Source organism: Zavarzinella formosa DSM 19928 (assembly GCF_000255705.1).
Lineage (GTDB): Bacteria > Planctomycetota > Planctomycetia > Gemmatales > Gemmataceae > Zavarzinella > Zavarzinella formosa.
Genome location: NZ_JH636442.1, coordinates 13099 through 34606, shown reverse-complemented (window position 1 = coordinate 34606; position 21508 = coordinate 13099). Strand labels below are relative to the sequence as shown.

The 21508-nt window shown below is 59.1% G+C and carries 16 protein-coding genes; 5 read left to right on the top strand and 11 right to left on the bottom strand.

Features of this window, described 5'->3' with window-relative positions; all coding sequences use genetic code 11:
* Positions 1-26 precede the first annotated feature (26 nt).
* The 8 genes from BGIM_RS51660 to BGIM_RS63150 all read right to left on the bottom strand — a co-directional run bounded on the left by BGIM_RS51660 (position 27) and on the right by BGIM_RS63150 (position 13850).
* Positions 27-2546: an alkaline phosphatase family protein gene (locus BGIM_RS51660; protein ID WP_020471760.1), complete on the bottom strand. Its 2520-nt coding sequence runs from the start codon at positions 2544-2546 to the stop codon at positions 27-29.
* A gap of 191 nt (positions 2547-2737) precedes the next feature.
* A complete protein-coding gene (locus BGIM_RS51655; protein WP_020471759.1) occupies positions 2738-3505 on the bottom strand; it encodes a lipid-binding SYLF domain-containing protein in 768 nt (255 codons plus the stop codon).
* A gap of 212 nt (positions 3506-3717) precedes the next feature.
* Positions 3718-5163: a DUF1501 domain-containing protein gene (locus tag BGIM_RS0121285; RefSeq protein WP_020471758.1), complete on the bottom strand. Its 1446-nt coding sequence runs from the start codon at positions 5161-5163 to the stop codon at positions 3718-3720.
* A gap of 19 nt (positions 5164-5182) precedes the next feature.
* Complete coding sequence (locus tag BGIM_RS0121280) at positions 5183-7576, bottom strand: DUF1549 domain-containing protein (RefSeq protein ID WP_020471757.1); 2394 nt, start codon at positions 7574-7576, stop codon at positions 5183-5185.
* Positions 7577-7725: 149 nt separating this feature from the next.
* Positions 7726-9774 carry a matrixin family metalloprotease gene (locus BGIM_RS0121275; RefSeq protein WP_020471756.1) on the bottom strand — a complete coding sequence of 683 codons (2049 nt, stop codon included), beginning with the start codon at positions 9772-9774 and terminating at the stop codon, positions 7726-7728.
* Positions 9775-9908: 134 nt separating this feature from the next.
* Positions 9909-13040 carry a serine/threonine-protein kinase gene (locus BGIM_RS0121270; protein ID WP_020471755.1) on the bottom strand — a complete coding sequence of 1044 codons (3132 nt, stop codon included), beginning with the start codon at positions 13038-13040 and terminating at the stop codon, positions 9909-9911.
* Positions 13033-13587, bottom strand: coding sequence for an RNA polymerase sigma factor (locus BGIM_RS0121265; protein WP_020471754.1), 555 nt, complete (start codon positions 13585-13587; stop codon positions 13033-13035). The genes BGIM_RS0121270 and BGIM_RS0121265 overlap by 8 nt, the downstream gene beginning before the upstream one ends.
* A complete protein-coding gene (locus tag BGIM_RS63150; RefSeq protein WP_020471753.1) occupies positions 13584-13850 on the bottom strand; it encodes a hypothetical protein in 267 nt (88 codons plus the stop codon). Before BGIM_RS63150 ends, BGIM_RS0121265 begins: the two co-directional genes overlap by 4 nt.
* 131 nt (positions 13851-13981) lie before the next feature.
* On the opposite strand from BGIM_RS63150, the gene ychF reads away from it, so the two are divergent.
* The 5 genes from ychF to dapF all read left to right on the top strand — a co-directional run bounded on the left by ychF (position 13982) and on the right by dapF (position 19562).
* Complete coding sequence (gene ychF / locus BGIM_RS0121255; protein WP_020471752.1) at positions 13982-15070, top strand: redox-regulated ATPase YchF; 1089 nt, start codon at positions 13982-13984, stop codon at positions 15068-15070.
* A gap of 145 nt (positions 15071-15215) precedes the next feature.
* Positions 15216-16043, top strand: coding sequence for a pyrroline-5-carboxylate reductase (proC, locus tag BGIM_RS0121250; RefSeq protein ID WP_020471751.1), 828 nt, complete (start codon positions 15216-15218; stop codon positions 16041-16043).
* A gap of 14 nt (positions 16044-16057) precedes the next feature.
* Complete coding sequence (gene guaA / locus BGIM_RS0121245; protein WP_020471750.1) at positions 16058-17599, top strand: glutamine-hydrolyzing GMP synthase; 1542 nt, start codon at positions 16058-16060, stop codon at positions 17597-17599.
* Between the two features lie 25 nt (positions 17600-17624).
* Positions 17625-18623 carry a PD-(D/E)XK nuclease family protein gene (locus tag BGIM_RS0121240; protein ID WP_020471749.1) on the top strand — a complete coding sequence of 333 codons (999 nt, stop codon included), beginning with the start codon at positions 17625-17627 and terminating at the stop codon, positions 18621-18623.
* 21 nt (positions 18624-18644) lie between these two features.
* On the top strand, positions 18645-19562 hold the full coding sequence (gene dapF, locus BGIM_RS0121235; RefSeq protein ID WP_020471748.1) for a diaminopimelate epimerase: 918 nt from the start codon (positions 18645-18647) through the stop codon (positions 19560-19562).
* On the opposite strand, the gene BGIM_RS51650 is transcribed toward dapF, so the two are convergent.
* The 3 genes from BGIM_RS51650 to BGIM_RS57965 are packed head-to-tail and all read right to left on the bottom strand — an operon-like array spanning position 19530 to position 21506.
* Positions 19530-19877 carry a DUF1294 domain-containing protein gene (locus BGIM_RS51650; RefSeq protein WP_020471747.1) on the bottom strand — a complete coding sequence of 116 codons (348 nt, stop codon included), beginning with the start codon at positions 19875-19877 and terminating at the stop codon, positions 19530-19532. The two genes, dapF and BGIM_RS51650, sit on opposite strands and share 33 nt — an antisense overlap.
* 25 nt (positions 19878-19902) lie before the next feature.
* Positions 19903-20622: a ComF family protein gene (locus BGIM_RS51645; RefSeq protein WP_020471746.1), complete on the bottom strand. Its 720-nt coding sequence runs from the start codon at positions 20620-20622 to the stop codon at positions 19903-19905.
* A complete protein-coding gene (locus BGIM_RS57965; RefSeq protein WP_052639937.1) occupies positions 20622-21506 on the bottom strand; it encodes a Kdo hydroxylase family protein in 885 nt (294 codons plus the stop codon). The genes BGIM_RS51645 and BGIM_RS57965 overlap by 1 nt, the downstream gene beginning before the upstream one ends.
* Positions 21507-21508: the final 2 nt, after the last annotated feature.

Genomic DNA, 21508 nt, shown 5'->3' with positions numbered 1-21508 from the left:
AGAAACATTTGCCAGATCTGATTTTCTCAGTCTCCGGGATACGGCTTGTCCCCGCGAACAGAGAACCACAAAATCCGGTTGAGCGTGTCTTCGTCGGCCATGTCTTCTTTGTCGAAATCCAATTCCAACGATTGTTTGGCCCAGATCTTGGCCTGCCCCTGAAGTTTCGAGAGGGGCTTGTTCATCTCATCCAACGGAATGCGGTTCTTGACGGCGGTGTAGGCCGTCAGGTCTGCTTTCGCCGTGAAGCAGCCCCGCAGCGGTGTGGCGGTCAGATCCAACTGGTTCATGGGCGGCAGGCCGAGCATCAGTTCGATGGTCTTCACCATGCCCGTTTGGTTGTAACAGGTAGAATCGACGGCTTTCCGCTTGGTGTACGGGCTGATCGCCAAGCCGACCGTGCGGTGGCCGTCGATATGGTCGAAGCCGTTTTGCGGATCGTCCTCCGTCACCAGAATACAAGACTTCGCCCAAAACTTGCTCTTGGAAATCGCCTCGACGACTTGCCCGAAGGCGAGGTCATTGTCCGCAACCATCGCTCGCGGTGTCGGCCAGGCAGGTGATGTGCCAGAGGTGTGGTCGTTGGGCAGGTAGACGTAAATCAGGTGGGGCAATGTCCCGGCTTTTTCCCATTTGGCGAGTTGTTCCATGAAGATCTTGGCCCGGTAAACATCCGGCATTTGCAAGGGGAAGCCCGCATAGCCCGGATGTGTGAGGGCGGCAATCGACTGGTTGCTCGGCTTGACGTTGACCTTCACCTTGGAGGTGCCATTCAAGAAATCCTGATACACGTCGGTCCACTTGGCGCCCTTCGGCTCATAGGTGGTCTCGCAGAACTCGCCGAAGTTGTAGAAGGTCTTTTTGCGGGCGAGGACGTTGTCCCAGATGAAACCGCCGGCCGAGTAGGCCAATGGATCGTCGCCATCATAGGGATAGCTGCGGGTGAAGCCGCCGAACTGCCTTTCGAGGTAATCGACGACATACGCTTCGTTCACCCATTGATGACCGTCGGCCGACAGGATGCCGGAGCAGTAGAAGTTGTCCATCAGGGTGAATTCGCGGGCGAGCTTGTGATGGTTGGGCGTCACTTCTTCGCCGAAGATACAAAGGTTCGCATCCCCGTTGCCTTCTTTCATGTCCCCGAAGACTTGATCGTAAGTGCGGTTTTCTTTGATGACATAGAACACATGCTCGATGACGCTCGGCTCCCCGTGCCGTTCGGGAACGGGCATCGGCTTGACATCGGCTCGCGGTTTTTCCAATCCGGCCAAGGCATAACCGAGACGGTTGTTGGCGTTCACCGTTTCCGTGTGTTTCTTCAATTCGGCGGCGCTGGGAACATCAATGAGGGAGACCGTTCCCAAGTGGTCATGTGAATTATGCCCCTTCGCGGCCGGGCGTTTCTCGGCCAGCGAACCGTGTCCCTTGATGTTGGCGACGAGGAGTTTCTTCCCGTCGTCGGAAAGTTGCACAGCCCCCGGATACCAGCCGGTTGGGATGAGACCAAGCAGCTTTTTGGCTTCCAAGTCGATCACAGCGATGCAGTTATTCGTCCCGTTGGCGACGTAGAGCGTCTTCCCTTCTTTGTCCGTGGTCAGGGCATTGGCCCCACTGCCAAAGGGAAGCTTGGAGTCGGGTTTGCAGTCGATTGTCGCAAGCACTTTGTCGGTCGCCGGGTCAAGCACGCTGACGGTGTCGCTGTTGGCGTTGGCGACATAGATGTGTCCGGTTTTGGGATTTCGGGCCAGACCGCTTGGGTGCAGGCCGACCGGGATGGTCTTGGTTTGTTTCCAACCATCGCCGATCTTTTCCACCACGGAGATGGTCCCGGAATTGGCAATGTTGCGGTCATCTGTGCGAATCGGGGTGCCGGAGGATTTGTCCTTCTTGTCCGTTGTACGGTCGCCGCCCCAATTGCTCACATACAGTTTTGTCGAAGAGATCACCAACGGCATGTACGGAGCCACGCCCGCACTCACATCGTTGATTACTTTTCCATCAGCCAGACAGATGAGTTGAACACTATTGCCCCGTGAGGAGCATACCCAAATATGTTCGCCGTCCGCGCGGGCAATCCCCGTCGGATAGGCGGCTCCCTTGACACCAACGGGGGCTTTCAGTGTGTGGCCAGCTTCCCATCCGAAGTTGCCATCACGATTTTTCACCGCCACCCAAACACTGTTCTGGGTATCGCTGGCAATGAGGCGGTCGCCGATGGCGATCAGCCCGACCGCGCTAAAGCCCCCGGATTTGGCTCCTTTGGGCGCCGTCATCGCAAGTGTTTGCCTCACCTTGCCGGTGGCCGTGTCAATGAACACCAAATCCTTCATGTTCTTGGCGACGAGTGTTTTGCCGCCGTCAATTTGAACGAGATCAACCGGCCGGCCGGGGAAGATCACCTGCGTGCCCGCCGGTTGCAGAATTTGGTTGGTCGGCACGACAATCCGGCCGTCCGGTTGGACACCGACGCGGAGAGTGTCCCGTTCGTCGGCCAATATGGAACCCAACGACAGGAGCAGGCAGGCAAGTGTGAGTGACGGCTTCACGGAAGCGTCTCCAAGGCAGGTGGGAAATTACGCGGCTGCGCAATGTTGGCAGGGAGTTGATCTATCGAGTTCGCGTGAAGAGTATGGGAAGAAAAGAACCTCCCCGGTTTTGCCGGGGAGGTTCTTTGAGCTGAAACATTTTCCAAATCTGCCCAAGGTGTATCGCTTAAAGTCGTTCGATGCTCCAAGGCTTACGGCTGGCCCGGCAGCGGCGGAAGCGGAGGAGGAGGCAGCGGACTCGGACCCGTCACCGGGGGAAGCGGCGGCGGGGAAGTCGGCGGGAGGATCAGCTTGGCCGTCGGCGTGGTGGCGCTCATTTGCGTCAACCGGGTCAGCAAGGCCCCGGCGTTTTTGAGGTCTTCCCGCGAGGCATGTTTGGCAAACCAAGCGTTGCCGTCCCGGTCGTTACCGATCACCGCCCCGTTGAGGGACACACCGGCGAACAAGCCGCGGCTGCGGGAGTAGGAAACGATTTCGGCCTCCAGCTTCAGGTCCGTCCCGGCGGCGGCTTCCCGGCCAATTGGGCCGGCGGCGATGGAGGCATCCCCGCCAAGGGTCAGCTTGTCCTTGCCTTCCATCACGGAATCCAAGCTCTTGCGGGTGCGGAACACCAGCACCACATCGGTCGATTCGACACCGGCTTGGAGGCCGATGCTGCCGCCGCCGAGGTGGATGAACGTCGGTACGCTCCACTTGCCTTCTTTGTCTTTCGCCAGGACGACACCGTGCCCGCCGCGACCCGCCAGGATGAACCCGGCTTTGATGACGCGGGGAATGATCGCCACCCCTTGGGCATCGGCCAGCAAGGCGGGAGGAATGCCCTTGAGCGGAATACCGGCCAGCTCTTCAAGCACGATGTTGGCGTCCGCCAAGGTCGACGACGGTGTGGGCGGGCCGGCCATCAGCGGTTGGGCGGCAAAGCCCGCCAGCACCAGTGCAGATAACAAGAATCGGCTCATTTGAATCTCCCGTGAGAGGTTTGATCGTTCGATGGCGGTTGGTTGTCCCGCCGAAGGAACATACTGCAAAGGGTGGGCCGATGTTGCGATTGTAAAAACGACAAAAACAAGGCTTGCGGCCGAGCCTGCGGGATGTGCTGATTAGGGAAAATGGGAGGCCGCCCGGATGTGGCGGACGGCGCAAAATACAGCATGGGCGCGTGAATGGGATATCAGGCGAAGATGTCTTTGGCGGCTTTTCCCTTCCCATCGTTAGTGGCATAGAACGGTCGCTGTTCCACGTCGTAGGCCGTTTGGGGGCTGACCCCCATTGCAGAAAAGAGCGTGGCGTGCATATCTGACACACTGATCGGGTTTTTGGTGGCAATGCACGGCCGTTCGGCCGCTGACTCACCATAGAGGAACCCCTTCTTCACGCCACCGCCGAACATCACGACGCAACTGGCCCCGGTGAAGTGGCGGTGCTGACCGTAGTGTTTCATTTCCTTCAGAATGTCCGTCGGGGCCGTCGCCTGATCCTTGGCCGTGGAACCGGGGACGCCTTCGATAATCATGTCCCGGCTAAACTCGCTGGCAATAATGACCAATGTTCGGTCCAGCAGCTTCTTGGCTTCCAAATCAAGGATGAGTTGGGCAATCGGCCGGTCGATTTGTTTCTTCAATTCGGTCAGGGTCGTGTGCCCGCTGACGTGGGTGTCCCAGTGGACGAACGGGATGTATTCAGTCGTCACTTCCACAAACCGCGCGCCAGCCTCGACCAGTCGCCGGGCCAGCAAACATCCCTGTCCGAACCGACCGGTGTTGTATTTGTCGAAGTTGTCTTTCGGTTCCAGCGAGATGTCGAAAGCCTCGCGTTCCTTGGAACCCAACAGCCGATGGGCGTTGTCCATCGCCCGCAAGAATGACTCTTGTTGGTGGTCGCTCATCCGGTCACGGTCGGGATGCTGATCGACGAGCTTGCGGTAGAACTTGTAGCGGTCCTCAAACCGGCCGGGTTGCATTCCCTTCGGCGGCCGCACAGCCTTCGCGGCATCATCCGGATAAGGGAGGTTCATCGGGCCAAACTCGCTGCCGAAGAAACCGGCCGTTGTGAAGGCTTTGATTTCCTCCACCTCGCCGATGCCTTCCAACCGCTGGCCGATGTTCACAAACGCGGGCATCACCGGGTTGCGCGGCCCGAGGACTTTCGCCATCCACGACCCGATGTGCGGGGCAGCCACCGTCTGCGGCGGGACATAACCCGTGTGCCAGTGATACTGGTGTCGGCTATGGAGAATGCTCCCCAAGTCCGGCAGCACATGCGAACGGATCAACGTCGCCCGGTCCATCACCTTGGCGATGTTTTCCAGCCCCTTGGTGATCTTGATATTGTCCACCGAGGTGTCGATGCTCGGGAAGGTGCTCATCACCTTGGCCACCGGAACGCCAACCTCAAAGGGAACATACCTCTTGGGGTCAAACGTGTCCGGGGCAGCCATGCCCCCGGCCATCCAGATTAGGATGCAGGAATCGGCTGTCGGCTTGGGATGCTGGATCTTTCCCTCGGCGGCCGACAATAGCCGAGGCTCGCCCGCCCCCCATGCGGCCACCCCGGCGGCGACCATGCGGCGGACGAAATCGCGGCGGGTTTCGTGATGTTCTTCGTTGAATATCGGCATGGAGAGTTTCCTCCCGTGGTTAGTGGATCAGTTGAAATTCCGGGAGCATGATGACTGCCCAAAGCAAATCCTGCACGCGCGTCTCGGTGGGTTGTGTCCCCAACAATTCACGGGCCAAAGCGGCCTCACTGGCGCCCGGCGACCGGGACAGGGCGAATTGATAGAGCCAGCCAATCAGTTCATCAGGCGAGGCCCATTTACGGGCGACAATATTCTTGGCCCCGCGTTCCAGTGTGTCCGTCAAAATCGGGTGATTGGCGAGGTCAATGGCTTCGAGTGTCGTCAACTCCGTGGGCCGCATGGTGACAATCTGATCCCGATTCGGCCGACCGAGGGAACGCATCAGGAAGTCCGCTTTCACCAGACTGGAACGAACCGACAGGGAATTGGATTCCCGCACACCGGCTGTCAACTTGCGAACAATGTTCAACCAATCGGTTTTTTCGAGAGGTGATTTGGCCTCAATCACCGCCCACTCGGCTTTCGGGTTGGTCAGCTTTCCCTTGGCGTCGACGGCGGTTGCGGCCCATTTCCAAGTGATCTCCGCAGGTGTCTCAACCTCTCCCTTGAAGCCAGAGATGATCTGGAAGTAAAGACCCGCCGGGGTGACCGGGCCGCTCAACAGGATTTCGTTCTCACCGGCTTTGAGTCCGGGGGCGTTGAACACCGTCACCCCGTTTTCGCGCTGAACAATCTGCGGGTCTTTGACCGGCTGGCCGTTCACCACCAACGCCATTTTTCCGGCGTCGGCCAACACGATCAATGGTTTTTTGGGAATCGATTTTAACGTGGCCACACCGCGAAGAGTGATTGACGGGCTGCCGTTGCCGCCTGTTTTCGGTGACTCGGGCAAGCGGAGCAATTGTCCGTTCAGTTCGATGGAATCAATCGCCGCTTGGGTTGGTTTGCCACGAGTGACAGCCGCGTCGATGGCATTTGGCCCGGTTCCGGTGATCTGCCAGACGCAATCGACAAATTGCTCGGCCGTCATTCGTTTGGCAATCGGCCCGGCGAACACATAGGGCGTCGCCTCCGCCGTTGTGACCGTCTTCATTTGGTACGCTTGCGAAGTGGCGATCAACTCCAGCGTCTTCTTCAAGTCGTGTTTGTTGTCCGCAAGATCGACGGCCAGATAGTCGAGCAGATCGGCCGACCACGGCTCGGTTTGCATGGCATCCACCGGATGGACGATGCCGCGGCCCATGAGCCGATGCCAGAAGCGGTTGACGATGGTCCGGGTGAGCCGGCCGTTCTCCGGGTGGGTCATGAGTTTGGCCAGTTGCTTCAATCGCTCCGGTTGCGGGGCGGTGGCGGTGATCTGCCCGAGTTCCGGGAAGAGCCACGCCGGGGTTGCTTTGCGGCCCGTCGGCTTGTCGCAACGGTGGATTTCCAGCGGGGTGGTCGAATAGGCGGCGGCGATGGAATAGGCTTCGTCCAGTTTCCAGCGATCAATGAAACTGTCGTGGCAGGAGGCACATTTCAAGTTGATGCCAAGAAACGCTTGGGCCACGTTTTGGGCGTATTGCACCTCGACCGTCTGGCTGCTGTTCACCTCGCCGCGCCAGCGGATGCCCATCGCAAAGCCATCCGAATCGGCATTGGGGGCCACCAATTCGGAAACCATCTGGTCATAGCGTTTATTGTCGATCAACGCCCGATACAGCCACGGCGTGATCTGCTTGCGGCCGCCGGTGATGAAGCCGGTGCCGCTGTAATCGTTTCGCAGGAGGTCATTCCAAAACGTCAACCAATGCTCGGCATACGCGGTGTCCTCGGCAAGCAGTTGTCGAACCAGTTGAGCGCGTTTGTCCGGTTGTTGATTGCGAACGAACTCCCGCACTTTGGCGGGGTCCGGCAGCAAGCCGTGGAGATCGAGCGAGAGACGGCGATAGAACCCGGCGTCGTCAATCAACGCCGGGCGGGATTGTTTGTTCTTGGCGAAATAGGCATCAATGATGCGATCAAGCGGATGCGAGCGCCCATCGGCGGCGGCGGGCAGTTCGGGACGACGCGGCTTCAATGGTGGTTCGTAGACCTTCTTGCCGAAGGAGAACCCATCCTCCCATTTGGCCCCTTCGTCGATCCATGCCTTGACCAAGGCGGCTTTGTCAGCCGGCACGGCCGGACCCTTGGGGGGCATCCGAAGCTTGGCATCGGTCGTGGTGATTCGCTTCAGCAATTCGCTCTGGGCCGATTTGCCCGGCGTCACGGCCTTGCCGGCTTCCCCGCCGGCCAGCGTTGATTCGCGGGTGTTGAGGGAGAAGCTTCCCTTCTTCTTGTCCCCGGCGTGGCACTCGGCGCAGTATTGCTTGAAGACCGGCACGATCTGGTGAGAGAAATCCACATCGACCGCGAAGGCCGAAGGCCCCCCGACCACCGTCAGGACCATCAACAGAAGAGAGAAACGGATCATACGACCATCCGCGAGAAATTGCCTGACCTCATCTTACATGAGGTCAGGCCGAAGCGGCGGTTCAGTCGGAGTTTCGGCGAAAATCACCCGGCTGGTGTGAAAATTGAGCAAGGCGAATTAATGGATTGGTCGTTTCACGTCGCCAGTGGTCACATGTAGTACGTCGTGTTGTCCTTCGTCGTTGCCGGCGGGGAAGAGGCCGGAGGCGACGAGGTGCTACTCGGGGGCGGAGTGGTGGTTGAACTCGAAGGAGGCGATGTGGTGGTGGTCGTGCTCGAACTGGAAGAAGGCGGGACTGCCGTCTTGGAGGCCGTGGCGGACTTGGTGCCCGTGGGGGACGAGGGGGACGAGGACGGGTCCATCATCTGTGGCCCCATCGGATCGGACGTCAGCAGGTAATCCAGTTCAAAACCGATGCTTGACCACGGCCCGCTGACAGGGGCGAGCACCGAGTATCGGAAGGTATAAGTTCCGTCCAACAGGATCACATCGGCCACGGAAGTTTGCCCGGCCATCGCCACCAAGGTGTCGATCACGTTCCCGTCGGCATCGATGATATCTAACTGGACGCCCTGGCCTTGGTTGGCCACATCATCGGCCGAGAGTTTGAGATGCACATTCTTGGTCATCTCCAGCGAAACCGTCTGTGTGAACACCGACGCCGGATCAGACAACTGAGCTTTCGCCAGTTGAGTCAGATCAATGGAGGCCGTTCGGAAGTCAATCCCCAATCCATAAACGGCCGACGCCAGGGAGAATGACCCCGAGGCGGCCCGGATGGTGTAATCGGAGTTCGCCATGATTCCGCGAACTTGAATCGTCAAACAGTAATCGTTTTGCTTCAAGACTTCAAACGGAACCGCTTTTCCGTTCGGCCCCAAGACAGTCAGGGACGGCATGATTCTGTCCATGTCCCTGGACCAGATCGCCACTTCCATGATCGACCCGGTGTCCGCGTTGGTGTGGACGCCGTAGGTGTCAACATCAAGGCTGGTCAGGAAAGTGCCGGTTCCCGAGAAATCCCACCGGGCATCGGCCGAGGGCCGGGCGTTGCCAAGGTTGACTTCCGGGCCGCCGCCCAAGATCGACAGAGGTTCGTTCAACGAAAGGATGGCTTTGCCGGTCGAGTTCACGAAATGTGAATTCAACGGGAGGTTCAACAAGTCAGCGGCGTTGGACCCGATGGCCAGTTTGTAGCCCCCGGCCGAGTAATCCCCGGCGCCGGCCGCCGCCCGCACTTCGATGTAGTAGGTCTTGAGCAATCCCAGCGACACGTTCAACTTGATGTCCTGGCCGGGCGCCGTCGCCACGGCGCTGGCCACCACACGGCCGGAACTGTCGAGCAACCGCACAGAACCTTGCAGGAGGCTGGTGTGGGAAACCTTGAAGACAATGGAACTGCTCAGAATCGGCAGGGTCGTGGTGAACTTGTAATAATCAACATCCGTGGAGTTTTGAACATCTCCCTCAATCCGCGATTGGGCAATGGAGAGCGAACTCAGGTTCAGCAAACTGTCCAGAGTGGAAATCTTGGAGGCCGTGGCCAGGGTGTTGTTTCCACCAGCCCCTTCTTGGGCATCCGGTTCACGGGCACCGTACAGGCTTTGGATCGAAGCGACATCCGAAACATCCAGCCCGGTCTTGGGGGTGGAGTAATATTCGTACATCACCGAGGCGGGGTTCGGCGAGTTATTGATCCCGAAGGCGTGCCCGGTTTCCTGCATCAGCACCGTGTACAGATCGTAAGTGCCGTTCCCGCCGCCGTGCGAAAACTGATAGTTGCTGTTGATAATGATGTCGCCAGCCAGCGAATTCGTCAGGTCGAAGGTGTTGGTGATGACCAACTCTGAAGTGGACAGTGGTCGGGCCGAGATTCGGAAATCACCCACCTTCAGGCTTCCCTCCAACGGCGCCTCCGAACCGAGGGCCGAACCGTCGTCGCCGGTCAGATGGACGTTGATATTGGCGTTGCCAGCCCACGTTTGAAAGGCGTGCAGAATGTCCGCTTGCCACACACTCGTCGCCATGTTTTGGTTCAGCGTGGAAAACAGCGTCGAGGTGGTGGAGCCGACGGTTGTGCCATCGGGAACAAAGCTCACCGAGAGGCTGCCCGGTTCAACCCAAGTGTTGCCAAACACGGCGGGCACGGTGCGGTCTTCGAGCGTGGTGATGTTCAGTCGGGCAAGGCGGGACTTCATTAGTCATTATCCCAAAGGTTCGCGGGCAAGGCAGGGCGGCTGGCGGATCCGATCAACTCGAGCAGGGAGAATCGTGTGTCTCTTCACTCGGAAGAGGCGAATCCGGGGCGGCCACCCGCCACGGAAAACACGGATTATTCAGAAAACTCTTGGTTCAACTCACGGGTGGCGGCGATCAATGCCTTGAAGTCCGGAGTTTTGCGGACCATTTCCAAGTCGGTGTCCGTTTCCAAGTCACCGATGCGGCGAAATCCGGCCCGAATGCCGTTCCGCAAACATTCCAAGGCTTTGGCGGCATCTTTGTTGTCCGGCCGGGCCGTCAGCGAGTACACGCTGGCCGCCATAATGTGCTGGTTCTCGTCGCCGGCGATCAACATCGCCCGCTCGATTTCCTTGTGGGCCTTTTCTCGCTTGCCAATGCGGGCGAGAAGCACCGCCTTGCCCGCCCGTGTTTCGCCGAGTTCGGGGCAGATTTGCAAGGCCCTGTCCAAGTACTCGATTGCCTGCTCCGATAATTGCAGATGCTCCGAGTGGATATGGGCGAGATTATGCAAAGCCACGATGGATCGTGAATTGATTTTCAGGGCCTCGTTCAAATCTTCGACGGCGCCGGGAATATCCTTGGGAACCCGGCTGGCGGCGCGGGCGAGAAAGTCCCCTTCGCTCTCCGGGGGAATCGCGGCGGCTTTTTCGCGGTCGGCCTTCGCCAGTTCGGGCTGGTTGTTTTCCTGATGGCACTGCGCCCGGAACCACAAAACGCGCACCGGCGAGGCGTTCAATTCCTCGGCCTTGTGCAAGTCCTTGATGGCCGCCGGGAGATCGCCCAGTCGGCGTTTCACCAGCGCCCGGTGAAAATACGATTCGCCGTGGGTCGGATCTTTCGTGATGGCCTTGGTGAATTCTTCCAACGCCTTCGGGTAATCCTTGCGAACGATGAAAATCCGGCCGCGATGGAAGGACGGCATCGGGTCATTTGGCAGCAAGGCTTGGGCAATCTGATAGTGGACCAACGCCCGCGAAAGATCCTTCGTGACGTTGGCCGCATGCGCAACCGACAGGTGGGCCGCCGCATCGCCCGGGTTTTCACGAATGGCCTCATCCAACAACGCCAGACCGGCGGCGTATCGTCCCGCCGTTAACTCAGTCGTGCCGTTGAGATAGGCATCCCCGCGAGCCGCCTCGGCATGGGCCGCCAGTTTTTCCTTCGCCACCAGCACATCGGCTTCACGTCCCAAAATCTCGGCCGCCCTTGCATGATCCGGCCACGAGGCGGCCGGCAAATTCTTGGAGAAACGCAGTGAAATCGCCAGTTCGTGATAGCGCAGGATTTCTTCGGCCAACGGTTCCCGGTTGTTTTCGGGAGCCTCGTCCAACCGCAAGGCGCAATCTTTGGCCAACAAAATCATGAGCTCGGCGATTTGCTCGTTCAATTCATGCCGATTGGCCTCGGGGAGTTTCCGAAGCGTCTTTTGCAAGTGCCAGTCGGCTTGGTTCAGCGCTTGGTAGCGGTCCAGCAGGCCAAGGGCTTTCTGGCGGGATTCTTCGCGGATTTTGGTGTCTTCCGGGTTCACCAAGCCGATCCGCAACGGGGCAAAATCAGCGGTGAAAGCCGCATGGGCTTCGATGGCTTTTCGCGTTTGCTCCCGATCAAGCGATCGGGAGTAAGCAAGACCAAGCCCGACGCAGGCCAGAACGGCCAGCACGCAACTGGCGACGGGGATGCCGCGGGGATTTCGCCGCACCCATTTGCGGGCCACTTCGCTGAAGGATGCTTCCTTTGCATACTTCAACGGCCGGTTGGCCAGATGATTTTCGAGATCGATCACCAGTTCGCGGGCGCTCTGATACCGGTTGGTCTGGTCAAAGGCCAGCAACCGGCGAACGATGGCGACCACCCCGTGCGACACCAGGGGATTGATTTCCCGAATGTACGGAAATTGCCGACGTTCATCGATCATGGACGCGATGTTCAGGTCTTTGCGAAGGACGACACGGTACGGATGCTTGCCAGTCAGCAATTCACAAAACAACACGCCGATGGAGAACAAATCGCTCCGGTGATCGACCGAATTTTTGGCTCCGCCGCACATCACTTCCAGTTGCTCGGGGGCCATGTACGGGAATGTTCCCCCGGCGGCGGCTTTTCCAACCTCGGCGGTTTCCACGGCCAGGTTGAAGTCGAGCAACATCGGCTGCCCGTCGTCCCCGATCAAAATGTTGGCCGGTTTCAGGTCGCGGTGGATGATTCCCCGGTCGTGGGCGTGGGCAAGCCCCTCGGCGATCCGGGAGATCATCCACACCACGGCATCGACATAACCCAAGCCGGAGAGCATCCGCCGGATCGGTTGCGGCCGCCCGTCGGAATGTTCGTCTTCCGGCAGTTCGCCGACGAGCGCCGAATCGGGTTTCTTCGCGGGATCAGCAACGGTTTTCCGTGTGTGATCATTGATGGTGGAACCCGCCGCCACCATCACCGTGGTGAACAACCCCCCGCCGGTGAGCGGCAGCGAACCACCGCCGCGAACGTTGCGAAGCACATCGGCCAGCGTTTCCCGGCCGAAGAACCCCATGCAGACGGCCTGATACGGCGGCATCTGATGGACGGAATACACCGGCACGATGTTTGTGTGCTGAAGTTTCGCCAGCCGTTCGGCCTCGCGGTCGATCTTGGCCGTCACTTTCAGCGCGACATGACGCCCGCCGAGCTTTAATTCCTCGGCCAGAAACACCCGGCCGAAAGCGCCGCGACCCAGTTCGCCAACCACCTTGAAACCCAGATATTCATCCCCGATTTCGGGAAAGCCTTCGATCTTCGGCTTTTCGTGAACCTTCACCAACTCTTCCTGATTCGTCATCAGGACGGACAACTCCGGCGTGGCGGGGACTTGTGATGCCCGCTCCCAATGATCGTCGGTGATCCGGATACCGTGCAACCGGAGATATTCCTTCTCCAACCCTTTTTCGCCCCGGTCAAGCCGGAGGCGATATTCCTCGTACAGCGTGTTGCCGTACTCGTTCGGATGCCGGACGAGCTCGGGGTACACCCCCAAATATTCGCTCACGCGAACCATCGCCCCGGAACTGTTCCGGCGGTCCATGTCCACGCGAATCAACTCCGCGAGGACTTCCCAATAGATCGGGTCGGATTGTTCGGGAAGAAACGCCCGGAGAGAGTCACGGCCCGAAAGCCCCGAGTTCTCGAAGGCTTCGATGCGTTCGTCCAGCGTCAGCAAGGCCGGAGTACTTCCGGAAATGGTCTCAGTCATGTTGGGTGATTTGTTCCAAAATGGCTTCGCGGCTCTGCTGGAGAATACGTTCCACGGTGCGCTTGGAACGATTGGTGACTCGGGCGATTTCAGCCACTTCAAACCCCTGGCAACGGAGTTCGATCATCTCCCGATGCACCGGGAGAAGTTTTTCCATCAAATCACGGACGACGGCCTCCAGCACTGGATCAGCCGCCCGCGAATCGACGAAGGAGAGAGTTGTTTCCAAGTCCGTCAGCGACCGGGTTTGCCGCACGTCCCTTTTGATGGCCCGATGCCGGGTGGCGTGGGCGATCACTTTGTGCCGGGCGAGAACGCTCAGGAGGTTCCAGAGATCGGCGCTGTCGGGGACGGCATACCGGGATTCCGAGACACCCCGCCAGAAGGTGCGGAAGACCGATTGCATGATGTCCTCCTCGTCCTCGCGGCCCGCCATGTCCGCGGCCAATTGGCTTCGGATGAAGCCTTTCAGCCGCTGGGCATATTCGCCGTAGACGCATCGTTCAGAAAGTTGAACGGTTAGTGCGGAGTCGGTGTCAACAGTCAAGCGGGCACCCAAGGGGTGGGGTGTAAATCAAATAAAAGCAGATTATCGCACCCTTTGGGCTGGCGGGTCGCGGGAGAGTATCCAGAGATAATTACGACGTTCACCGGTGAGATTTGACGCGTAAAGTCTGGCAAGAAGACCTCAAACAGTACCTCAATTTGTCCGAGCGCGATATTTTCAGGGGTGGGCGAATCCGTTTCTGAATCCTTCGCAAGATCATTCAGGTCTGGGAATAAGTGGAATTTGTGCGCAAGGAAAGTCATCCGCGTTTCTTTCGGGAACAACACTCTCGCAAGAATTCCGGCGTGGGGTTGTTCGCCGGGCGGGCGTTCCCGATACTGAACAGTTGATCGGTTTCGGTTCATCGACTCGGGACGCAAGGGCGGAAGACATCATGAGAGCGGGGATCGTCGGGTTGCCTAACGTGGGCAAAAGCACGTTGTTCAACGCGTTGACCAGTTCCAAGCAGGCCCAAGCCGCGAACTACCCGTTCTGCACCATTGAGCCGAACGAGGGCGTGGTCAGCGTGCCGGACGACCGTCTTACGCGGATCACGAAGTACATCGTCCCCAAAAAGATCGTCCCGGCCGCCCTGCGTTTGGTGGACATCGCCGGCATCGTGAAGGGGGCCAGCGAGGGCGAAGGCTTGGGAAACAAGTTCCTCAGCCACATCCGCGAAGTGGACGCCATCCTTCAGGTGGTTCGTTGCTTCGAGGATTCCAACGTCGTCCACGTCGCCGGGAAGGTCAGCCCCGTTGATGACGTGGAAACCATTGAAATCGAATTGATGCTCGCGGACATCCAAACCCTCGACGGGGCGTTGCCGCGAGCCGAACGGTCGGCCAAGAGCGGGGACAAAGAAGCGATTCGCCGGGTGGCCGCGATCTCCCAGTGCATCGCCCACCTGAAAAAAGACGAGCCGCTCCGCAAACTGACGCTCGACCCCGAAGACACCAAGGCCATCTCCAGTTTCGGCCTGATGACGGCCAAGCCGATCCTCTATGTGGCCAACGTGGCCGAGGACGACTTGGAAGGCAAGGGGCCGCTGGTGATGCAATTGCGGGCGTTCGCGGACAAGATCGGCGCTTCCGTGGTTTGCGTGTGCGCCAAGTTGGAAGCCGAACTGGCCGAACTCGAAGGACCGGACAAGGCCGAGATGCTGGCCTCGCTCGGCCTGACCGAACCCGTCCTGCCGGTGCTGGCCCGCGCGGCCTACAAGGTGTTGGGACTGCAAAGCTACTTCACCGCCGGGGTTCAAGAAGTGCGGGCGTGGCCGGTTCCGGTGGGAGCGACCGCCCCGCAGGCGGCCGGGGTGATCCACACAGATTTCGAGAAGGGGTTCATCCGGGCCGAAATCTATACGCTGGATGACTTGGAAACCCACAAGACCGAACGGGACATCCGCGCCGCCGGGAAACTCCGCGTGGAAGGAAAAACCTACGTGATGAAAGATGGCGACATTTGCCACTTCTTGTTCAACTAATTGCTAGGGTTTAGGGTTTAGGGTTTAGCAGACCAACAAGATTGTGATTCGCTCACGATGCAAACAACCTCTCGTTGTGTCTTCTAAACCCTAAACCCTAAACCCTCAAAAAAGGCCGCAAGGCCCCTGCCCATTGGGGATAAAGTTGAGTGACACCATTTCCACACCGTTGAAAATCGGCTTCCTTGGCGCCGGGCAAATGGCGACCGCGCTGGCCAAAGGCTGGCTCGACGCTGGTTTGGTCACGGCGGCCACGCTGCGGGCCAGCGATCCCGTGCCGGAGGCCCGTACCCGGTTTCAGCAACAGACCGGCGGGGCCGTCACCACGGACAATCTGGACGTGTTGAAGAATTCCGAAGTGTTGATCCTCGCGGTCAAACCGCAAGTGATGACTCCGTTACTGGCGGAAATCAGCGGATCGGTGCGGGAAGATCATGTGATTATCTCTATCGCGGCCGGGCTGACGCTGAAGAAATTGGCCGATGGATTGCTCGCCAACTTCCGGCTTATTCGCGTGATGCCGAACACACCATGCCTGTTGGGAGCCAGTGCCGCCGGGTTTTCTGTCGGACCGGGGGCGAAGCCGGAAGATGCCGCGTTGGTGGAGCGGTTGTTCAACGCCGTCGGCAAGGCGTTTGCCGTGCCTGAATATCAACTCGATGCCGTCACCGGTCTTTCCGGCAGTGGCCCGGCGTTTGTGTACGTGATGATCGAAGCCCTGGCCGATGGCGGCGTGCGAATGGGGTTGCCGCGTGATGTGGCTCAAACGCTCGCGGCCCAGACGGTGATGGGGGCGGCCCGGATGGTGTTGGAAACCAAACAGCACCCCGGTGTGCTGAAAGACGCGGTCACCAGCCCCGGCGGGACGACCATCGCCGGACTTCACGCCCTCGAACGGGGCGGGTTGCGGGCGGCGGTGATGGATGCAGTCGAGGCCGCCACAAAACGGGCCACGGAACTTGGCGGAAAGTAACGGGAACAAAATCCATGACGCAGGAATTGGTGCTGATCGTCGATTTCGGGTCGCAATACGCCCAACTGATCGCCCGGCGGGTGCGGGAGCTGAACGTCTTCTGCCAGATCGTCCGGCATGATCTCCCAGCAAGCCGGTTTGCCGAGTTGAAACCGAAAGGCATTATCTTTTCCGGCAGTCCGTCATCCGTGTACGACGAGAAAGCCCCGAAAATCGATCCCGGCGTCTTCGCCCTCAACGTCCCGATTCTTGGCATTTGCTACGGCCTGCAAATGTATTGCCACATGCTCGGAGGAAGCGTCGGCAAGGCGGCCGCAAGGGAATATGGCCGCGCCCCGATCCATGTCACCAACCCGGACAAATTGCTCGCCGGGGTGCCGAAGGAAACCATTGTCTGGATGAGCCACGGCGATCAGGTCCAGAATGTCAACAATGACTTCGAGACGCTGGCCCACACCGAAACCTGCCCGCTGGCGGCCGTCAAACACCGCACGAAACCGTTCTACGGCATCCAGTTCCACCCCGAGGTGAGCCACACCCCGGAGGGAGGCCGCATTCTGCGGAACTTCCTGCATGACGTTTGCGGATGCGAAGGATTGTGGCGAATTTCAACTTTCATTGACCGCACCATTGCGGAGATGAAGGCAAAAATCGGCGACAAACGAGTGATCTGCGGCCTCTCCGGCGGTGTGGATTCCTCCGTGGTTGCCGCCCTGCTGCTCAAGGCGGTTGGCCCGCAAGTAGCGTGTATCTTTGTGGATAACGGACTGCTCCGCGAGGGTGAATCAGACAGCGTGAAGCACACCTTCCGCGACTGGTTCAACGCGGACTTGCATGTGGCTGATGCCTCCGAGCGGTTTCTGTCGGCTCTCGCCGGGGTCACCGATCCGCAGGTGAAACGAAAGATCATCGGCCGGGAGTTTATCGAAGTTTTTAAACAGGAAGCGAAGTCGATCCCCAACGCGAAGTTTTTGGCTCAAGGGACGCTCTACCCGGACGTGATCGAAAGCGGCGGCGCGGTGGACGGCCCGGCGGCGACGATCAAGGCCCACCACAATGTCGGTGGGCTGCCAAAGGAACTCGGCTTCGACCTCGTCGAACCGCTACGAGATTTGTTCAAGGACGAAGTACGACGCCTCGGCACAGAGCTTGGTCTTCCCGACTCGGTGGTCTGGCGGCATCCGTTCCCCGGCCCCGGCCTCTCGGTGCGGTGTCTTGGCGCGGTGACTTCGGAAAAACTCGACGTTCTGAGAAAGTGCGACGTGATTTTTCTGGAGGAATTGCAAGCTGCTGGTTGGTATCGCAAGACCGGTCAGGCATTCGCCGTCATCCTGCCGGTGCAAAGCGTCGGCGTAATGGGAGACGAACGAACTTATGAGAGCGTGGTCGCCCTCCGGGCCGTCGAAACCGAAGACTTCATGACCGCTGACTGGTCCCGCCTCCCGACCGATTTGCTGGCGAGGGTGTCCACACGGATCATCAACGAGGTGCGAGGCGTCAACCGCGTGGTGTATGACATCAGCAGCAAACCGCCGGCGACGATTGAATGGGAGTGAAAGCACGCTTGCAGAAAGGTGAGCGATGGATGCCCAAGGAAATCTGTTTCTTCGCCTGCACAAGTGGGCGAGCCGACAGGACGAAAACTTCGTCACCGAATCGTTCGCATACCTCCTTCGCCACTTGATTGAAGCCGAATCTCTCGCGGCTTCACGGTTTTTGAGATCATTCAGCGGCGGATTCTTTGACTTAAAGACTGACGAGGCCCGGACGGTCAATGTCCGGACCCAGATTTTCAGCGGCGAAGGAACCCCTGATCTCGCTTTGAACGTGGCGGATCGGCTGGCCTATATTGAAGTGAAGGTGGAATCACCGGCGACCGCTGAACAACTCTTGAATTACCGGCGTCTGTTGGATGAGAGCGCTGTGCCGCACACGCAGTTGATTTTGCTGACGCGGTATCCTGTTGATATCAAACACGCTGGATTATCCGGGTTGCGGTTTGTCCGGTGGTATGAAGTGTCGGAATGGCTGGTTGAGCAACAAGCCAAGTATAAATTTCAGGCGGTCGGAGAGTTTCTCGCCGGTCAGTTTCTGGAATTTCTCGGTTCAAGGAGCATGTCAATGGCACAAGTTTCTTGGGAGCTAACCGGCGGCATTCGCGCTTTGCGAAATTTCTCGCTCATGCTGGCGGAGTCGGCTCATGCCGCCGGGGTGCGGGTGACTCCGCAGGGGACGTACCATGAAACCGGCGCATGGCTGGATGGCAAAGCGTATTGGATCGGGATTGATTTCGAGATGCCGAATATCCTGAAGTTCATGACTTGGAAGCGGCCGGTCGATCCCAAGGCGGCCCAAGAACTGGGTGTCGGGGAAATTCACGAATGGACGAATAAATCGGCCCATGGATGGGAGCGAAAACTGGACTTGGCGGCGGAGGATGTCCATTTTTTCGCCCTCTCCCGTGCCAGCCAGATGCAGATTTTAGAAGCGTTTATCAAGGAATCAGTGGAGTTGGCCCGGCGGGTGGAATTGACGGCCTCGCCGTCGCGGTCCGAGGGTGACGACGAGACGGACGAATAATCACGAAGGGAAGAATTGGCGATGCGTTTCACGAAGATGCAGGGTTGCGGCAATGATTATGTGTACGTCGATTGCTTCGAGGAGGAGATGCCCGAAGACCCGGCGAAACTGGCGATCACCATTTCGGACCGGCATTTTGGCATCGGTTCGGACGGGCTGATTCTGATTTGCCCGTCTGACAAGGCCGACGCCCAAATGCGGATGTTCAACGCGGACGGCTCCGAGTCCGAGATGTGCGGCAATGGACTGCGCTGCGTGGCCAAATATGTTTACGATTACGGCATCGCCACCAAGAAAACACTCCAATTGGAAACCGGCCGGGGCGTGTTGACGGTGAATCTCGAAATCGCCGACGGACATGCCATCAAGGCCACCATCGACATGGGCGAGCCGATTCTGGAAGCCGCCAAGATTCCGACGACGCTGTCGGGCAAGCCGCCGTTGAATCAAAAGATGAAGTATTCAGACGGCGAAATCAGCGGGGAGATCAACCTCACCTGCGTCTCAATGGGCAATCCCCACGCGGTGGCTTTTGTCGATGAGATCACCGATCACTTGGTTCTCAAAGTCGGTCCGCTCATCGAAAAACACGAAGTGTTTCCCCGGAAGACCAATGTGGAGTTCATCAAGGTGAATTCCCGTAATGATCTGACGATGCGGGTGTGGGAACGCGGCAGCGGCGAAACGCTGGCTTGCGGCACCGGTGCCTGCGGGGCGGCTGTCGCCGCCGTGCTGGCGGGCAAGGCCGACCGCAAGGTGACGATCCACCTGTTGGGCGGCGACTTGGAAATCGAATGGCGAGAGTCGGACAACCATGTCTACATGACCGGCCCGGCCGTGGAAGTCTTCAGCGGCGACTGGCCCGGCATCTGGGTGCCCAAAGCTCCCACGCCTCCTCCCGTGCCGTCAGCCGACCGCCAGCCACAACAAGCCGGTTGAGTTGACGGCCGCACAGATGATGAATTCGATTTGATACGAGAGTTTCCGGTTCTTGTGCCGGACGAGATGCTGGGCGGCCAGCGATCCCGGCCATCCCCCGACCAGTTCGATCAGATGCAACGCCCGCTCGGATATCCGACGCTGGCGTTGCTCGGCCCGTCTTTTGTCGATGGCCATCATCACAAAACTCACCACGCACGCCACCAGACAAAACGCCACGACCCATTTTGGCAACCGGCCGAGGAACGCGGCGGTCATCAGGGCCGCCACCACAAGGATGGCCACGAGAACGGGAGGTTTGAAGGAAGATTTCATCTGGGTTCCTGTCTTGTCAATCCATTTAACGGCGGGCGATCACCGCGACATGCACCGTCGCGGTCCCGGCTGATTTCAATGCTTTCGCCGCCTCGCTCAACGTGCTGCCGGTCGTCAGCACATCATCAACCAAAATCACGGTTTTCCCAGCCAGTTCCTTTGGTTTGCGGGCCGCGAAGGCGTTCCGCATGTTGTCCCGGCGTTGGGCGACGGTGAGCGTCGTCTGGGAGGGCGTCGGCCGGACGCGGCGCAACAACCGGGGCCGGCACGGGATGCGCAAACGGCTGGCGAGGGCGATGGCAAATAGGTTCGGCCCATTGAACCCCCGCCACAACCGGCGACGCCAATGCAGCGGGATCGGCATAACCATGTCAGGTTTCAATGGCTGCATTTTTGCGGCCATCTTGTCGGCCCACACTTTTGCCAGACTCTCCGCAAGGTCTTCGCCGGGCGGGCGTTTCATTCGCACGATCACATCCGAAAGCGGCGGCTTGTAGGTGTTCAACCGAGTGGCCGACTCGAAGTGGAACCGGATATCCCGACACTGGACACATCCGGCCGAGACATCGACCTGCGGGGCGACGGTCAGGCAGCAACGCGGGCAGATCGCCTCGGGGTCGGTCGTGAATTCCGCGAGACACTTTTGGCAAAAATCGGCGGCCGGGTCGTCGTGCAATTCCCGGCACCAGAGGCAGAGATTCGGGTAGGCAAGCTGCCGCACGCCATGCAGGAGATCCCGCCACATCAGCCCGCCATCGGCAACAGGGACGGGGATTCCAGCCGACACAATTGGGCCAGCGGCGATTCATCCGGTTCCCGCAAAGCCTCCGGGGAGACAAAGAAAGAATGCTCTAGCGTGTATCGGCCGCGAAGCCAGGCGTAACTAAGGCTGTCCGTGAACACCAGCCAGGCCGAGCCGGGCGGGAACATCCAGATTTTTCGGGTGGCGCGGGTCTGAAAAGCGTGGTCGTTTTTCAGGAAATGATGCAGGCGAAGCATCATCGCGTCGTATTCCGACCGGCCGCGCCAGCCGGATTTCAACAGACGCAACCACCGGGCACCAACGGCGAGCCATTCGGCATCGCTCCGCATGGGCACGGGTTGCTTTTCACGAAACCGTTCCAACAGCGATGAAAAACGATCCGAGGTGGCCCACACCTGTGGGTCGGCCGGGTCCAGATTTACGAACAACCGGAGAATCCGGCGGCCTTGCGTGGGCCGGGTTGGAAAGTTATCGATGTGCAGCAGGTCGTTGCGGGCCGTGTGCCGAAGCCGCCGGGTGGCTTCCTCTGTGCCACGCCACGTCACCCGGTCGGGAGTCAGCCCTCGGGCATATTCGGGAAAAGTCGTCACCAGCCATTCACGGGCCGCCAGCGAAAAACGGTTCAACACGTCTTGGAATGCCGATGTGATCGCATCGGGAGGCAACCGTCGGCCGGAAAATGTCTGGGAGGTCGGGTCAAAGGAAATATCCTTGGTCCCGGCGTGCATCCTCAACGGATGGGCAAGAGTTTCAAAATCGGTTTCGCCGGGAATGAAGAACGGACGGACGGCCCACGCGCCAAGTTCCCCGCGTTCCAGTTGGCCGGAACTCGGCGGGATTTCCGGAAGTGGGGAATGATCGGCCAAGA

Coding starts and splice junctions, on each gene's coding strand:
- BGIM_RS51655 (WP_020471759.1), bottom strand. CDS start 3,505: ATGAGCCGATTCTTGTTATCTGCACTGGTGCTGGCGGGCTTTGCCGCC.
- BGIM_RS0121285 (WP_020471758.1), bottom strand. CDS start 5,163: ATGCCGATATTCAACGAAGAACATCACGAAACCCGCCGCGATTTCGTC.
- BGIM_RS0121280 (WP_020471757.1), bottom strand. CDS start 7,576: ATGATCCGTTTCTCTCTTCTGTTGATGGTCCTGACGGTGGTCGGGGGG.
- BGIM_RS0121275 (WP_020471756.1), bottom strand. CDS start 9,774: ATGAAGTCCCGCCTTGCCCGACTGAACATCACCACGCTCGAAGACCGC.
- BGIM_RS0121270 (WP_020471755.1), bottom strand. CDS start 13,040: ATGACTGAGACCATTTCCGGAAGTACTCCGGCCTTGCTGACGCTGGAC.
- BGIM_RS63150 (WP_020471753.1), bottom strand. CDS start 13,850: ATGACTTTCCTTGCGCACAAATTCCACTTATTCCCAGACCTGAATGAT.
- ychF (WP_020471752.1), top strand. CDS start 13,982: ATGAGAGCGGGGATCGTCGGGTTGCCTAACGTGGGCAAAAGCACGTTG.
- guaA (WP_020471750.1), top strand. CDS start 16,058: ATGACGCAGGAATTGGTGCTGATCGTCGATTTCGGGTCGCAATACGCC.
- BGIM_RS0121240 (WP_020471749.1), top strand. CDS start 17,625: ATGGATGCCCAAGGAAATCTGTTTCTTCGCCTGCACAAGTGGGCGAGC.
- dapF (WP_020471748.1), top strand. CDS start 18,645: ATGCGTTTCACGAAGATGCAGGGTTGCGGCAATGATTATGTGTACGTC.
- BGIM_RS51650 (WP_020471747.1), bottom strand. CDS start 19,877: ATGAAATCTTCCTTCAAACCTCCCGTTCTCGTGGCCATCCTTGTGGTG.
- BGIM_RS51645 (WP_020471746.1), bottom strand. CDS start 20,622: ATGTGGCGGGATCTCCTGCATGGCGTGCGGCAGCTTGCCTACCCGAAT.